Here is a 15,277-nt window from a genome sequence, read left to right on the forward strand (position 1 = left end):
GCTTAAAGATACAAAAAAGGCAACTAACTCGCAATGAATTAGTTGCCTTAATTTTTATTATTTTGGGAATATCCCTATATAACAAGAATGTGCACTCTTGTCATGCCAAAGTGTACATTCTTGTTATATAAAAGTGTACATTTTTATCAAGCAAAACTGTACACTTTTGTAACTGCTGATAATCAGTCTGTTATCTCTTGCTTATATTCCCATCGCCTGCCGTATTTCCCCGTGCGGGAAGCACATCTAAGTCATCCAGAATCTTTTTTATGTCTACTGGTTGAAGGCGTCCATATACTTTCTCTCCTATCATCACTACGGGGGCAAGGCCACAGGCTCCCACACAGCGGAGGCAATCTAATGAAAACTTTCCATCCGGTGTGGTCTCTCCTACTTCGATACCTAAAATACGTTTGAATTCTTCTAATAATTTTTCCGAACCTCTTACATAGCAGGCAGTCCCCATACAAACTGAGATAGGGTGTTTCCCTTTGGGAGTCATTGTAAAGAATGTATAGAAAGTAACTACTCCATATACTTTTGATACAGGGATATTGAGTTTATGGGCTATAATACGTTGCATCTCTTCGGGCAGGTAACCATAGAGATGCTGAGCTTCATGGAGAATATTGATGAGTTCTCCCGGAGTATTTCCGTGTATATCACAAATTGCTTTTACTTGTTCAACTACTGTACATGCTAATTTTATATCTGACATAGTTTTACTTTTTAGGCGTTAATCAATGGCTTTATTGAAATAATGTGTGTGCAGTAGCATATGTGCTTTCTCACTGAGAGGTTTACCCAAATATTCTTCATAAAGTTTTTGAATATACGGATTCTCGTGTGATTTCCGCAAAGGTTTCTGCGCATCTTCTTCATATAAAGCACGAGAACGTGCATACAGTATATCTGCCCGTCCGTGATGGAGCGGTTGCCCTCCGCCACCAATACATCCTCCGGGACAAGCCATAATTTCGATAGCATGGTACTCATTATGTCCGTTTCGGATATCTTCCAACAAGCGGCGTGCATTTCCTAAACCATGAGCAATCCCCACCTTCAACTCAAAGCCATTCAGGTTGATAGTAGCTCGCCGTACTCCTTCTAATCCTCTGACATGTTCAAAGTTTACATTTTCCAGTGTGGTACCTGTATAGATTTCATATACGGATCGTAAGGCAGCTTCCATAACTCCACCGGTTGTTCCGAAGATCACACCGGCTCCCGTTGATTCTCCCATTGGATTGTCAAACTCACTGTTTGGTAACAGGTTGAAACCGATATTAGCACGTTTGATAAGTGTAGCCAGTTCGCGGGTGGAGATGGAATAATCCACATCGGGATTGCCATTGACTTTAAACTCTTCCCGGTCGCATTCGTATTTCTTTGCCAGGCAAGGCATGATGGAAACCACTACTAATTTTTCACGTGGAATGCCCATTTTCTCTGCCCAATATGTCTTGGCTATGGAACCGAACATTTGTTGCGGAGAACGAGCCGTAGATGGGATATTTAATAAATCGGGAAAATGATGTTCAAAGAAGTTCACCCATGCCGGGCAACAGGAAGTCAGGATAGGCAAACATACATTTTTATCCCCGTTTAGGAAGCGTGTGAGTCTGTCCAGCACTTCTGTTCCTTCTTCCATAATAGTAAGATCAGCTGCAAAATCGGTATCGAATACATAATTGAAACCTAATTCGCGGAGGGCATATACCATTTTGCCTGTAACCGGGGTACCGGCGGGCAAACCGAATTCCTCTCCTAAGGCCACGCGTACAGCAGGAGCTGTTTGTACAATAACCACTTTATCAGGATCGTCCAGATCTTCAAGAAGCCGGTTGGTATGATCGCGCTCAGTCAGCGCTCCTACCGGACAAACAGCAACGCATTGTCCGCAATAAGTGCATTCACTTTCACTCATTTTTTTGTCAAATGCAGGAGCAATGGTGGTATTGAAACCTCTGCGTACGGCTCCCAAGGCACCTACTGTCTGTACATCATTGCAAACACTTTCACATCGTCTGCAAAAAATACATTTATCCATGTTGCGAACGATGGAAGAAGTTACTTCCCGTTTGCGCAATGAAAGCTCTCCGCCTGTGAACGGCATTTCGCGTACGTTGAAACGAAGAGCAAGATTCTGCAATTCACAATTGCCGGATTTTGGGCAGGTCAGACAGTCATTCGGGTGATCGGACAGAATAAGTTCAGCTACTATTTTTCGTGCATTCATCACTCGTAGTGTACTGGTACGCACTGTCATCCCTTCTGTACATTTAGTGGCACAGGCAGGAGCAAGATTCTTTCTACCCTCCACCTCTACAACACAGATACGGCAGGAAGCTGGATTGTTTTTGATACAAGTACCCTTCAGGTCAATGTGGCAGAGGGTTGGTATGTTTATGCCGATTTCGGTGGCGGCTTCCAGAATGGTAGTACCAACAGGTACGGTTATCGAGTGACGGTCTATTTGTAGTGTTACTTCTTTGGTTTCCATAGTGTTTGAGATTAGCATACAGAGATTGCGTTAAATTTACAGCGTGCCATACACATACCACACTTGATACATTTTTCGGGAAGAACAGTATGTGGTTTACGTGGCAGACCTATGATGGCATCTGCCGGACAGTTTTTGGCACAAAGGTGACAACCGATACACAGATCGGGATTGATATAGTACGTGAGCAGAGATTTACATTGTTTGGCACGGCAAGTCTTATCCCGTACATGCTCTATGTATTCATCATAAAAGTTATCCAATGTAGACAATACCGGGTTGGGAGATGTCTGTCCCAATCCACACAGCGCGGTATCTTTTATGACTTTACCAAGCGTTTGCAGCGTCTGTAGATCTTTTTCTGTAGCTTTACCTTCCGTTATTTTATTGAGTAGTTCCAATAATCGTTTATTACCGATACGACAAGGGGTACACTTGCCACAGGACTCTTCTACCGTGAAATCAAGGAAGAAGCGGGCTACCGATACCATACAATCGTCTTCGTCCATGACAATCATTCCTCCAGAACCCATCATGGAGCCGGCAGCAAGCAGGTTGTCGAAGTCGATAGGTGTATCGAGGTGTTTTTCTGTGAGGCAGCCACCTGACGGGCCTCCTGTTTGTACAGCTTTAAATTTTTTATCTCCTTTGATTCCTCCGCCTATTTCATAAATAACTTCCCGTAGTGTTGTTCCCATTGGAACCTCTATCAATCCTACATTATTAATCTTTCCGGCTAAAGCGAAAACTTTCGTCCCTTTAGAGCGCTCTGTACCGATGGAAGCAAACCATTCGGCTCCGTTGATTAATATAATAGGTATATTTGCTAATGTTTCTACATTGTTCACATTGGTTGGTTTGTTTTGGTATCCTGATTCAGCCGGGAAAGGTGGTTTCAAAGTAGGTTCTCCCCTTTTACCTTCCATTGAATGGATAAGTGCAGTTTCTTCACCGCACACAAATGCACCGGCTCCATATCTTATATCTATATCAAAGCAGAAATCTGTTCCTAATATGTGTCCGCCTAATAATCCGTATTCGCGAGCCTGTGTGATGGCTGTTTTCAACCGATGTATGGCGAGCGGATATTCTGCACGGATGTATACCAAGCCTTTGGAGGCTCCGATAGAGTATCCGCACAGAGCCATTGCCTCAATAATAGAATGGGGATCACCTTCCATGATTGAACGATCCATAAATGCTCCCGGATCTCCTTCATCAGCGTTACAGACTACGTACTTAATGTCGGATTCCTGACGGGCAGTCAGTTCCCATTTCAGACCTGTAGGAAACCCACCACCTCCCCGTCCACGTAGTCCGGAGCGTTTGATTACATCTATCACTTTATCCGGAGTATGGTTGAGCAAGTAGTTTGCTAAAGCTACATACCCATTGCGTGCGATGTATTCTTCTATATTCTCCGGATCTATAAATCCGCAGTTACGCAATGCAATTCGCAATTGTTTCCGATAGAAATCCATGTGTTTGGAGTCACTTACTTTTTGTTCCGTCTTAGGATCAGTGTACAGCAGGCGTTCTATTTTCTTTCCTCCTATAATATGCTCCTTTACAATTTCTTCGGCATCTTCGGGGGTGACTTGAGTATAGAAAGTGTTGTCCGGAATGATTTTTACGATAGGACCTTTTTCACAAAATCCAAAGCATCCGGTCGTGATAACTTCTACTTTGTCTGTTATTCCGTTTTCTTTAAGTATTTTGTTCAGATTGTCAGCAATAAGGTGGCTGGAAGATGCTTTGCAGCCCGTACCTCCACAGATCAGAATCTGCAAATGTTGTGAACCAAGAGCCAGCCCACAACTGTTTTCAGTTACTTTATCATTGCTCTCTTCACGTAAACGGAGGGCAGTCTCCGCACTTCTTCTGATCTTCTCAAGATCGTGAATTGATAGTATTTTCATCCGTATTAAATTAAGTTCGGAACAAATATAGTAATTCAAATGATTATACAAAAAGAAAGCGTGTGAAATATTAAAAGGAAAGCATTATATGGGAATTAAATAGCTTATTTGGGCTGTATTTGTATACTGGAGGTTACAAAAACGACTTTTATGTATCATTAAGACAGAGTAGTGTCTATCTGATGAGACGCGGATTAACACAGATTAAAAGCCTGTAGTTTTTTATCATACATTTGTTTTCCTTTGCGAAAATCTGCGTTTGTCTGTGTTTCAATAAAGATTTAAACTCTGTGGAACTCCGTGTTATTCTGTGGTGAAATACACTCAAAACCGTTTATATTTAATAAGAACTTTATTTTTTAAAGCGTATTTCTCGTCTACTACTCTATCTGTAGGGAAAAATGTGAATATAATTCTCCAATCTTCTTTTTGATAAATGAATTTTCGTGCATTTGTTCCTTGTTCTATTAACACAAGCTTCTCCCAAATGAAGCGTTCTATGTCGGATGGTATAACGGTCCCTTCCCGTGAGACTTCTGCTGTAATGAAGAATCCCGGTGTTGATAACTTTGAAATGAATTCCAGAATCTGTTCTATCATTTTTTCTCTTTCTTTTCTACCATGACCTGTAGTAGTTTGCCGTAAGCATCAAATGATTTACGTGACGCTAGCGAAATGGTGATCATTAATGAAAGCATGGAAGCTGTAAACGTAATGACCATAATCATCATCTGATACTTGATAGCCACATTCGGACTACTTCCTCCCAATATCTGACCAATCATTGTTCCCGGAAGTGCAACCAGTCCCATTACAGCAATGTTAGCTATCAGTGGGCTGAAGGCTTTAATGATTGCCTGCCGGATGAAAGGTGCCTGTGCTTCCTGCCGGGTAGCCCCATTGCCTAGCAAATAACAATAGAGTTGTTCTTCCCGTTTCAATCCACTGTAGTAGGTATTTAGTGCAATGACATTACTCGAAAGCATGTTTCCCATTAAGATACCGAAAATAGGAATGAAGTATTGTGCGCTGAATACATTGTCCAGCTGTAGCACTACGCCAATAAAGTACATCCCAACCAGGACAACACTGCATAGAAAGCCTACACTGATAGGAATCAATAGTATTTTCCGCTTTAGCCCGGTACGTACGAGAGCTGTCTGTCCGGCTACAAATATCATAATAATCACCCACAGAAAGTTTATCCACGGATTATTCCACAAAAACAAATATTTTAAGTACATCCCGATAAGGAAGAGTTGTACGATCATACGTGCTGTACCGATAAGAGTGGCTTTGAGTAGTCCGGTTTTAAATTTCCATAAATAAAATACAGGGATTATCAGTAAGAGTAACCCTGTTAGCAGACTGAGGTATGATATATCGATGGTTCCCATGGAAATATTTACGATTAGACGATTTACGAGTTACGATTGAAGTTACAAATTTATTAACTGATTACAGCCGTGAGCAAAAGTTTTATCGTGCGAAACGGCTAAAACGGATGCTCCTTGTTCTGTTTGTCGGTGAAAAAAGGCCAGTACTTTATCTGTGGAGCCGGAGTCGAGTGCCGAAGTAGGCTCATCTACTATGATAAGTGGCTTTTTCAGCAAGGCAGCTACGGCTATCATAATACGTTGCCGTTGTCCGCCGGATACTTCCCCTACCCGTTTTCGATACAAATCTTCATCCAACCCCAATTCTGCAAAACAACTGAACAGTCTTTCTTCAGAAAAAGAGGCTCCCCTGTTTGCTTTTAGTTCGAAAGGTAACTGTACCATTTCCTTCACCCATTCCATAGGCAGAGCCAGTTCCTGCGGAATCCAGGCTATCTGCCGGCGAATAGTGTCAATGGTATTTCGGGTCAGTTCGAAGTCACCTACGGTAATTGTTCCTTTACGTAGAGGGACAAATCCCATGACAGCATTTAGAAGAGAAGTTTTTCCTCGCCCCGATTCGCCTGCGATACAAGCGGTTTCACCTTTATGTAACTGCATGCAAAAACCGGAAAAAAGTTCTTCGTCTCCGAAAGCAATACATGCATTGTCTATTTGTAGCATTTTACTTTTTTGTTCTATCTTTCTGACAAAGGTAAACAAAATATTGGAAGAATCGTAGAATAATTGATTCTACCTGCTTCGATGAGGGATGTTTTTAGGAGGGATATTACCTTACTTGCCTGTAACTTACACCCGTTCCGCATGTATATAACCCTCCCGGATCAGATAAGGAATTAATTCTTTTTTCAACTGCATTTTTATATTTATCTTTGCTTACTGATTTTATTTAAAATAAAGGCTATGATACAGAATGAACGAGACATTCGCCACGAGCATATACTCAACGTGGCGCGGCAGATGATGACAGCTGCCCGTACTGCTCCGAAAGGAAAAGGTATTGATATAATAGAAGTGGCTTTGGTTACAGGTGAGGATATCAAAATATTGTCTGACAAGATGATTGCAATGGTTGAGGAGCATGGAATGAAATTCTTTCTTCGCGATGCCGATAATATTCTAAGTGCTGAATGCATTGTATTAATAGGTACGCGCGAGCAAGCGCAGGGATTGAATTGCGGACATTGCGGATATGCTACGTGTGCAGCTCGTGCCGAAGGAGTACCCTGTGCGCTAAATAGTATTGATGTAGGTATTGCCATTGGTTCGGCATGTGCTACAGCTGCCGATATGAGGGTGGATACACGTGTGATGTTTTCGGCCGGGTTGGCTGCCCAGCAACTCAATTGGCTGAAAGATTGTAAAATGGTGATGGCTATTCCTGTTAGTGCTTCTTCTAAGAATCCGTTCTTTGACCGTAAGCCAAAACAGTAAATAGGGTTGTTCTAAAGATTTATAAATATTAAATTGCAAGTAAACAGATGGGAATTATAGTTGGGCTTCCTTGTTCGGGCGGTTCGGAAAAGGATTTGCAGTTGAATTTTGGTAAGGTGATGGCTCAGCAAACAGAGATGCGGGCACCCTTTCTTCCTGCTGAATGGTATCCGCAAAGTGGTGTTCAGCTGACCTGGCCTCATGCGGGGACAGACTGGGCCTATATGCTTGATGAAGTGCAGGAATGTTTTGTCAATATAGCCAATGAGATCGCTAAGCGAGAGTTGTTACTGATTGTAACGCCCGAACCGGAAGAAGTGAAGAAGCAGATCGTTGCTACTGTGAATATGGAGAATGTACGCTTTCTGAAGTGTGGTACAAATGATACCTGGGCACGTGATCATGGAGCTATTACCATGATGGACGTAGATGCCCCTTCCCTGCTCGATTTCACTTTTAATGGCTGGGGGCTGAAGTTTGCTTCCGATCTGGATAATCAGATTACCCGTCGTGCCATTGAAAACGGAGTTCTGAAAGGACGCTATGTCAACCGTCTCGGTTTTGTTCTCGAAGGAGGTTCTATTGAAAGTGATGGTATGGGTACATTGCTCACGACTTCCGAATGTTTATTGTCGCCCAATCGTAACGGGCAAATGAATAAAGTGGAGATTGAGGAATATCTGAAGAGTGTATTTCATCTTCAGCAGGTACTTTGGCTGGATCATGGTTATCTGGCAGGAGATGATACAGATAGCCATATCGATACACTTGCCCGTTTATGCCCCGCTGATACGATCGTATATGTACAATGTGAAGATGAGAAAGATGAGCATTATAAATCTCTTCATGCCATGGAAGAGCAGCTTAAAACATTTCGTACGTTGGCCGGAGAGTCTTATCGCCTATTAGCTTTGCCAATGGCCGATGAAGTGCAGGAAGAAGGAGAACGCTTGCCTGCCACTTATGCTAATTTCTTGATACTGAACGATGCAGTACTTTATCCAACTTATGATCAGCCCGAGAAGGATAAACGTGCAGAAGAAGTTTTGCAGGAAGCTTTTCCTGGGTATGATATAATTGGCATTGACTGCCGCGCTTTGATCAGGCAGCATGGCTCTTTGCATTGTGTAACCATGCAATACCCCACAGGTATCCTGAAGTAACCTCAATCGTAAATCGTAAATTGTCTAATCGTAAATTACTAAGATGAGAAATATAAAAGTCGGCTTGATTCAACAGGCCAATACTTCAGATATCAGAACTAATCTGATGAATCTGGCTCAAAGTATAGAAGCATGTGCCGCACGTGGTGCACAACTGGTTGTATTGCAGGAGTTACATAACTCTTTGTATTTTTGCCAGACAGAAAATACAAACTTATTTGATCTGGCAGAACCTATCCCCGGCCCTTCTACCGGATTTTATTCCGAACTGGCTGCCAGTAACCAGATTGTGTTGGTTACCTCTTTGTTTGAGAAACGTGCTCCGGGATTGTATCACAACACTGCGGTTGTTTTTGACAGTGATGGCAGTATTGCCGGAAAATATCGCAAGATGCATATTCCTGATGATCCTGCTTATTATGAGAAATTCTATTTCACTCCGGGAGATATTGGTTTTGAGCCTATTCAGACATCTTTAGGCAAATTAGGAGTACTTGTCTGTTGGGATCAATGGTATCCGGAAGCTGCCCGTCTTATGGCCCTGAAAGGAGCCGAATTACTAATTTATCCTACCGCTATTGGCTGGGAGAGTTCGGATGCGGATGATGAAAAGATTCGTCAGCTCAATGCCTGGATTATCTCTCAGCGTGCCCATGCTGTAGCAAACGGGCTTCCAGTTATTTCTGTCAACCGCGTAGGGCATGAACCCGATCCGTCTATGCAGACAAATGGTATTCTTTTCTGGGGAAATAGTTTTGTTGCCGGTCCGCAGGGAGAACTTCTTGCACAGGCCGCTAATGATCGTCCGGAAAATATAGTAGTAGAAATTGATATGGAACGTTCGGAAAATGTTCGTCGTTGGTGGCCATTCCTGAGAGACAGAAGAATAGATGAATATGAAGGGCTGACGAAGCGATTCCTGGATTAAGATTCAAAATTCACCACAGAGTTCCACAGAGTGTTAATTATTTGATAAACGCAAATTAACGCGAATTATCGCAGATTTGAAAGGCTGTTATTCTTTTATCTTTTGTTTTCCTTTGCGAAAATCTGCGTTAATTCTGCGTTTCAATAGTGTTACTCTCTCTCTGGTGAAATTGAATCTCACCGGAAAGTGAGTTTCCTGTTTGTTATAAAATTAACTGTACCGTAGATAAATAGTCCGAGGAACTGTGCCAGATACTCGTTTACATCTCCTGCTTCCACCAGTATGATAAGGAATATAAATTGCGCACTGTAGGCTATTCCGAAAGCCATAGCAAAGAACAACACCTGTTGCCAGAGGTTGTTCTTTTTGTCTTCTGTGGGGAATACCCAATACTTACACCATATAAAATTATGTATCTGGGCTACGATATACGCAGTAATATTTGCAGGAATATAATCGTATGATAGCTCATTCATCATTAACCAGATGACAAATGCTGTAATCAATGCATTGAGCGTACCTATTACGGCAAATCGAAAGATGCGTACTGATTCTTTCACTTATTCCTTAATATCTACTATCAGATTCAGTTCATCAAGTTGAGACGGATCAAGTGCTGCCGGAGCATCCAACATAACGTCACGACCCGAATTATTCTTGGGGAATGCAATGCAATCACGAATAGAATCAAGCCCTGCGAAAAGTGATACCCACCGATCGAGTCCGTAAGCCAATCCACCATGAGGAGGTGCACCAAATTTGAATGCATTCATTAAGAAGCCAAATTGTTCCTGTGCTTTTTCAGGAGTGAACCCTAAAATCTCGAACATCTTGGCTTGCAATTGTGAATCGTGGATACGAATAGAACCTCCACCTACTTCTACACCATTAACGACCATGTCATAGGCATCTGCACGAACTGCTGCCGGATCGCTATCCAATAAATGAATATCTTCATCTTTAGGATGAGTGAATGGATGGTGCATTGCCATCAGACGTCCTTCTTCTTCGCTCCACTCAAACATTGGGAAATCTACTACCCACAAGCAAGCGAATTTATTCTTATCACGTAAACCTAACTGTTTACCCATCTCCAAACGAAGTTCGCAAAGCTGTTTACGGGTTTTCATAGCATCGTCACCGGAGAGAATCAGAATTAAGTCTCCCGGTTTAGCACCGAAAGCTTCCTTCATTTGTTGCAATATTTCCTGGGTATAGAACTTGTCAACACTTGATTTTACAGTTCCATCAGCTTCTATACGTGCGTATACCATACCTTTGGCACCTATTTGAGGTCTTTTCACATACTCTGTCAGTGCATCCAGTTGTTTACGGGTATAACTTGCAGCACCCTCTGCACATATACCACCAATGTATGCAGCACTGTCAAATACCGGGAAACCGTGTCCTTTCATGATATCCATCAGTTCGACGAATTTCATATCAAAGCGTAAATCGGGTTTATCGCTACCGTAATATTTCATAGCATCACTCCATGGCATGCGTACGAATGGTTCTGTTAGTTCAACTCCGCGAAGTGTCTTAAACAAGTGCTTGGCCATACCTTCAAAAGTAGTGATGATATCCTCTTGCTCAACAAAACTCATTTCGCAGTCAATCTGAGTGAATTCCGGTTGACGGTCAGCACGAAGGTCTTCGTCACGGAAGCATTTTGCAATCTGGAAATAACGGTCGAAACCAGCTACCATCAACAATTGCTTCAGAGTTTGCGGGGATTGAGGCAACGCATAGAATTGTCCCGGATTCATACGTGAAGGAACAACAAAGTCACGTGCACCTTCCGGGGTAGAACCAACCAAAACCGGAGTTTCCACTTCTATAAATCCTTGTTCATCCAAATACTTACGTACTTCTATTGTCATTTTATGACGGAGCTCCAGATTGGAACGGACGTTACTACGACGAAGGTCCAGATAACGGTATTTCATGCGAATGTCGTCTCCTCCGTCTGTATTTTCTTCGATAGTGAAAGGAGGGGTGGTGGCAACGTTCAGAACGTTTAATTCCGATACGATGATTTCAATGTCTCCTGTAGGTATATTTGAGTTTTTGCTAAAACGTTCGTTTACAGTACCGATCACCTGGATTACGAATTCGCGTCCCAGTTTATTAGCCTGTTCGCATAGTTCTGCATTTACTTCTTCATTGAATACTAATTGAGTGATACCGTAACGGTCACGAAGGTCAATAAAAGTCATACCTCCCATTTTACGGCTACGCTGTACCCATCCTGACAGCGTGACTTGACTGTTTACATCGGAGATTCTCAGTTCTCCACACGTGTGCGTTCTAAACATATATTTTGTATTTTATAATATTCTTTACTTTTGTAGTAGTCTGCAAAAGTACACAAATTCTTAATCCTTTCGGATTAATTTCCGAATAATTTTCTGATTTTTGTGAGTAATATTGTCTACAATAGCTTCGTTAATCATTTTAATTCCATTAACGTATTCCTGAGCCTTTTGCAACACGTTAGCATTGTCTTTTACGATAGTTTCTTTGGGCACAATAACGCGTAACCCTTTTTGTATAAGCTCAATGTTCACATTCTCATCGGCTTGCATCGGATCACCATCGAAGTGAACTACTCCCGGACTGGTACGGTGAATACGTAATTTTCTGCAACGAAATGTTTTTATACGGCTATTCTGATCAATGGTTTTATTGAACAACTGAAAAGCAAGTGAAGGAACATCGAGTACGGTAAACGGTTCAAGAATAGTGACATCCAGCAGGCCATCAGTAAGGGTGGCTTGTGGGGTTATATATGCATTATTACCATATTGGGAAGCATTACCGCAAGCAATGAGGAAAGCTTTATATTTATAGGTACCGTCTTCCGTTTCCAATTCATAAGTTTCCGGTTGATAAGTCAGACTTTCTTGCAGGGTTTTTTCCAGATAAGTCAATAAACCGCGTTTTCCGGCATTGGCAAACTTCAGGCTGACAAAGGCATCAAAACCTACTCCGCAAGTGCAGAAGAAGTCAGTACCGTTTATCTTGCCGTAATCGATAATGTCGGTTACTCCTTCATTGATTATTTCCAATGCTTTTTTAGGCTCCATTGGAATATGCAGATGTCTTGCAAGTCCATTGCCGGAGCCACAAGGTATAATGCCCAATGCTGTCTCTGTATGTACCAGTGAACGTCCTATCTCATTGATAGTTCCGTCTCCACCGATGGCTACTACAACATCTGCTTTCTCTGCTGCTGCCTGAGCGGCAATCTCTATTGCATGACCGGCCCTTTTGGTATACACCACATCCCACGTATATCTCTCTTTATCTATCTTTTCATCTAATAAATTGAGAACAAGTTCTTTACCTTGCGTGCCTGAAATCGGATTGACAATGAATATAATTTTCTTCATGCTTTCGTTCATGCTAATTTTAATCGATTGTGGTCGACAAAAGTAATATAAATTTCTTAATTTTAAATCTTCCGGCTTCTCAAAAGCAGAAAGAGTATATTTTTTCTATTAAAAAGAACAGGCAAACACAAATTTTGTTATCTTTGCCCCCTGTTTTTAAACAGTTATTAAGGATAAAAGGAATTTGGACTGTTGTCTATCAGTAACCAATAAAGCGAATAATAAATAACAATTCATGGGATTATTACAAGAGAAGTTAGCTAAGTACGACCTGCCACAGCAATATATGGCAATGGGCGTATACCCTTATTTTCGTGAGATAGAAGGGAAACAAGGTACAGAAGTAAATATGGGTGGACATAATGTTTTAATGTTCGGCTCAAACGCATATACAGGTCTTACCGGAGATGAAAGAGTTATTGCAGCAGGCATCGAAGCTATGAAAAAATATGGTTCCGGTTGTGCCGGTTCTCGCTTCTTGAATGGTACACTCGACTTGCATGTGAAGTTGGAAAAAGAATTGGCTGCTTTTGTTGGTAAAGAAGATTCACTCTGTTTTTCTACAGGATTTACTGTAAATTCGGGAGTAATATCTTGCTTAACAGATCGTAACGATTATATTATTTGTGATGATCGGGACCATGCTTCTATCGTAGACGGTCGTCGTTTGTCATTCTCTCAGAACCTGAAATACAAGCATAATGATATGGCTGATCTTGAGAAGCAGCTTCAGAAGTGTAATCCGGATTCTGTGAAATTGATTGTTGTAGACGGTGTGTTTTCTATGGAAGGTGACTTAGCCAATTTGCCCGAAATAGTTCGTTTGAAACATAAGTATAATGCTACTATTATGGTAGACGAAGCTCATGGCTTAGGTGTATTCGGAAAACAGGGACGCGGTGTTTGTGACCATTTTGGTTTGACAGACGAAATAGACCTGATCATGGGAACATTCAGTAAGTCATTAGCTTCTATCGGAGGATTTATTGCTGCAGATGAATCAATCATTAACTGGTTGCGCCACAATGCACGTACGTATATCTTTAGTGCATCTAATACTCCTGCTGCTACGGCTTCTGCTCTGGAAGCTCTTCATATTATTCAGAACGAACCGGAAAGACTGGAAGCATTGTGGGAAGCTACAAACTATGCATTGAAGCGTTTCCGCGAGGCTGGTTTTGAAATCGGTGCTACTGAGTCTCCTATTATACCTCTTTATGTACGCGATACAGAAAAGACTTTCATGGTGACTAAACTGGCATTTGACGAAGGAGTATTTATCAACCCGGTTATTCCTCCGGCATGTGCTCCGCAAGATACATTAGTGCGTGTTGCGTTGATGGCTACACATACTAAAGAACAGATTGACTCTGCTGTTGATAAATTAGTAAAATGCTTTAAAGAATTAGAGATTATCTAAGCATTCTCTATAAGATATAAAAAACGGTTGTACTCTTGGTTTGGGTACAACCGTTTTTTTTTATTATAAAAGTACGTATTTAATGGTGGCTTAAATACGTATTTAACGCAGTGTTAATATGCATAGTTTGTACCTATAAAATACGTACTTTTTAATGCATTGAACTACATATATATACGCCTGTATACTGATGTAGTTCTTAGTTTTTTATCACTAAACCATCCGTTCGGGAATTGGGGTTAGTCTGTGTAAGTTCAAAAAAAAAACTGATAGTTGTTTCACACTTGTTTTTCCTGTATTATCCCCTACTTCCCAGACTGTTTATGTCGGGATTTAACTCTTTAACAACCTCCCGGACATCTTTTTTAGTGGCTTCACTATAGACAGCTATTTGTTGTCCGGGTAGTACTTCTTGTTTTTTACTTTCAAGCTTCAATTGCGCTTCCTCTTTTTTATTAGAGGGATTCTTCTTCTTTGTATCCATATCTTTTTCTTGTTTAGGTTTAGTATATTTGTAACATAATAAATTCTTTATGGTTCATCAGATTTACCGTTTTCTGTCTCAAGTTCTTTAATTTCTTTATTCAGGAAAACAGATAAAATAGTACGCAGTACAACGACTCCTCCCAAAATAGCAAGTTCGTTGAGAGTAGGTTCCAGTACTGTTTTCAGAATATCCGAAGCGATAAGAAATTCGAGTCCTAACAGGAGATAAGTACCAAAAGTAGCCCGTAATCTGCGAATGTTAATAGGGCTGTATTTCCCGGTAAATCGTTTTAATTCATTTATAATGAAAGCTATAAATGCAATCAATGCCCCATAAGTAACAATAAGCAGGCTTATTACACTTATGATAGTGGCCAGAAGGTTTAGAAATTGTGTAAACATAGGTGCGTTTCGTATTTGTTATACTAATACTACATCTGACAGGACATTTTGGTTCATTTACAGTCGTAAATAACCTTTAGTCTTCTTTAGAAAAAAATGAAACTATAAATAAGTGACAGTCAGTGTCTTGAAAATTAAGTAACAAAAATAATGGGTTTAGCTATTGTTAATTTGAAAATACTCCCTATCTTTGCACCGCTTTTCGATAGAACACCAACGATTTTTATTCG

The 15,277-nt window shown here is 41.1% G+C and carries 15 protein-coding genes; 4 read left to right on the forward strand and 11 right to left on the reverse strand.

From position 1 onward, the window contains the following. Window positions 1–190: 190 nt before the first annotated feature. From ACESQI_RS20220 to ACESQI_RS20245, 6 genes are all read right to left on the reverse strand, one after another. On the reverse strand, window positions 191–718 hold the full coding sequence (locus ACESQI_RS20220) for an NAD(P)H-dependent oxidoreductase subunit E (protein ID WP_195348529.1): 528 nt from the start codon (window positions 716–718) through the stop codon (window positions 191–193). An 18-nt stretch (window positions 719–736) separates the two neighbouring features. Further along, window positions 737–2,503 carry an NADH-dependent [FeFe] hydrogenase, group A6 gene (locus tag ACESQI_RS20225; RefSeq protein WP_025867773.1) on the reverse strand — a complete coding sequence of 589 codons (1,767 nt, stop codon included), beginning with the start codon at window positions 2,501–2,503 and terminating at the stop codon, window positions 737–739. 11 nt (window positions 2,504–2,514) lie between these two features. Then, window positions 2,515–4,422, reverse strand: a complete 1,908-nt coding sequence (locus ACESQI_RS20230; protein ID WP_373126948.1) for an NADH-ubiquinone oxidoreductase-F iron-sulfur binding region domain-containing protein — start codon at window positions 4,420–4,422, stop codon at window positions 2,515–2,517. 324 nt (window positions 4,423–4,746) lie between these two features. Beyond that, window positions 4,747–5,022: a hypothetical protein gene (locus tag ACESQI_RS20235; protein ID WP_373126950.1), complete on the reverse strand. Its 276-nt coding sequence runs from the start codon at window positions 5,020–5,022 to the stop codon at window positions 4,747–4,749. Then, window positions 5,019–5,819, reverse strand: a complete 801-nt coding sequence (locus tag ACESQI_RS20240; RefSeq protein ID WP_002560200.1) for an ABC transporter permease — start codon at window positions 5,817–5,819, stop codon at window positions 5,019–5,021. The genes ACESQI_RS20235 and ACESQI_RS20240 overlap by 4 nt, the downstream gene beginning before the upstream one ends. A gap of 42 nt (window positions 5,820–5,861) precedes the next feature. Beyond that, complete coding sequence (locus tag ACESQI_RS20245) at window positions 5,862–6,482, reverse strand: ATP-binding cassette domain-containing protein (protein WP_195659927.1); 621 nt, start codon at window positions 6,480–6,482, stop codon at window positions 5,862–5,864. Between the two features lie 240 nt (window positions 6,483–6,722). Here ACESQI_RS20245 and ACESQI_RS20250 point away from each other — a divergent pair, with 240 nt between their 5' ends. The 3 genes from ACESQI_RS20250 to ACESQI_RS20260 are packed head-to-tail and all read left to right on the forward strand — an operon-like array spanning window position 6,723 to window position 9,344. Further along, window positions 6,723–7,253: a ferredoxin domain-containing protein gene (locus ACESQI_RS20250; protein ID WP_002560202.1), complete on the forward strand. Its 531-nt coding sequence runs from the start codon at window positions 6,723–6,725 to the stop codon at window positions 7,251–7,253. A gap of 47 nt (window positions 7,254–7,300) precedes the next feature. Next, complete coding sequence (locus ACESQI_RS20255; RefSeq protein ID WP_373126953.1) at window positions 7,301–8,416, forward strand: agmatine deiminase family protein; 1,116 nt, start codon at window positions 7,301–7,303, stop codon at window positions 8,414–8,416. A gap of 43 nt (window positions 8,417–8,459) precedes the next feature. Continuing rightward, the gene (locus tag ACESQI_RS20260) at window positions 8,460–9,344 is read left to right on the forward strand and encodes a carbon-nitrogen hydrolase (protein ID WP_002560204.1); all 885 of its coding nucleotides are present in this window, start codon (window positions 8,460–8,462) and stop codon (window positions 9,342–9,344) included. A 176-nt stretch (window positions 9,345–9,520) separates the two neighbouring features. On the opposite strand, the gene ACESQI_RS20265 is transcribed toward ACESQI_RS20260, so the two are convergent. The 3 genes from ACESQI_RS20265 to ACESQI_RS20275 are packed head-to-tail and all read right to left on the reverse strand — an operon-like array spanning window position 9,521 to window position 12,751. Further along, the gene (locus tag ACESQI_RS20265; RefSeq protein ID WP_002560205.1) at window positions 9,521–9,904 is read right to left on the reverse strand and encodes a GtrA family protein; all 384 of its coding nucleotides are present in this window, start codon (window positions 9,902–9,904) and stop codon (window positions 9,521–9,523) included. After that, on the reverse strand, window positions 9,905–11,662 hold the full coding sequence (gene aspS / locus ACESQI_RS20270) for an aspartate--tRNA ligase (protein WP_007485652.1): 1,758 nt from the start codon (window positions 11,660–11,662) through the stop codon (window positions 9,905–9,907). Between the two features lie 60 nt (window positions 11,663–11,722). Next, entirely contained in the window at window positions 11,723–12,751 is a 1,029-nt protein-coding gene (locus ACESQI_RS20275; RefSeq protein WP_002560207.1) for a diacylglycerol kinase family protein, read from the reverse strand. A 223-nt stretch (window positions 12,752–12,974) separates the two neighbouring features. Here ACESQI_RS20275 and ACESQI_RS20280 point away from each other — a divergent pair, with 223 nt between their 5' ends. After that, the gene (locus tag ACESQI_RS20280) at window positions 12,975–14,159 is read left to right on the forward strand and encodes an aminotransferase class I/II-fold pyridoxal phosphate-dependent enzyme (protein ID WP_002560208.1); all 1,185 of its coding nucleotides are present in this window, start codon (window positions 12,975–12,977) and stop codon (window positions 14,157–14,159) included. A 298-nt stretch (window positions 14,160–14,457) separates the two neighbouring features. Here the strand turns inward: ACESQI_RS20280 and ACESQI_RS20285 are convergent, their stop codons facing one another. Together ACESQI_RS20285 and ACESQI_RS20290 are read right to left on the reverse strand one after the other, a co-directional pair. Beyond that, the gene (locus tag ACESQI_RS20285) at window positions 14,458–14,643 is read right to left on the reverse strand and encodes a hypothetical protein (RefSeq protein ID WP_002560218.1); all 186 of its coding nucleotides are present in this window, start codon (window positions 14,641–14,643) and stop codon (window positions 14,458–14,460) included. Between the two features lie 47 nt (window positions 14,644–14,690). Then, window positions 14,691–15,047: a DUF1622 domain-containing protein gene (locus ACESQI_RS20290; RefSeq protein ID WP_025867769.1), complete on the reverse strand. Its 357-nt coding sequence runs from the start codon at window positions 15,045–15,047 to the stop codon at window positions 14,691–14,693. Window positions 15,048–15,277: the final 230 nt, after the last annotated feature.

The organism is Bacteroides sp. HPS0048 (assembly GCF_964240755.1).
Classification (GTDB): Bacteria; Bacteroidota; Bacteroidia; order Bacteroidales; family Bacteroidaceae; genus Bacteroides; species Bacteroides nordii.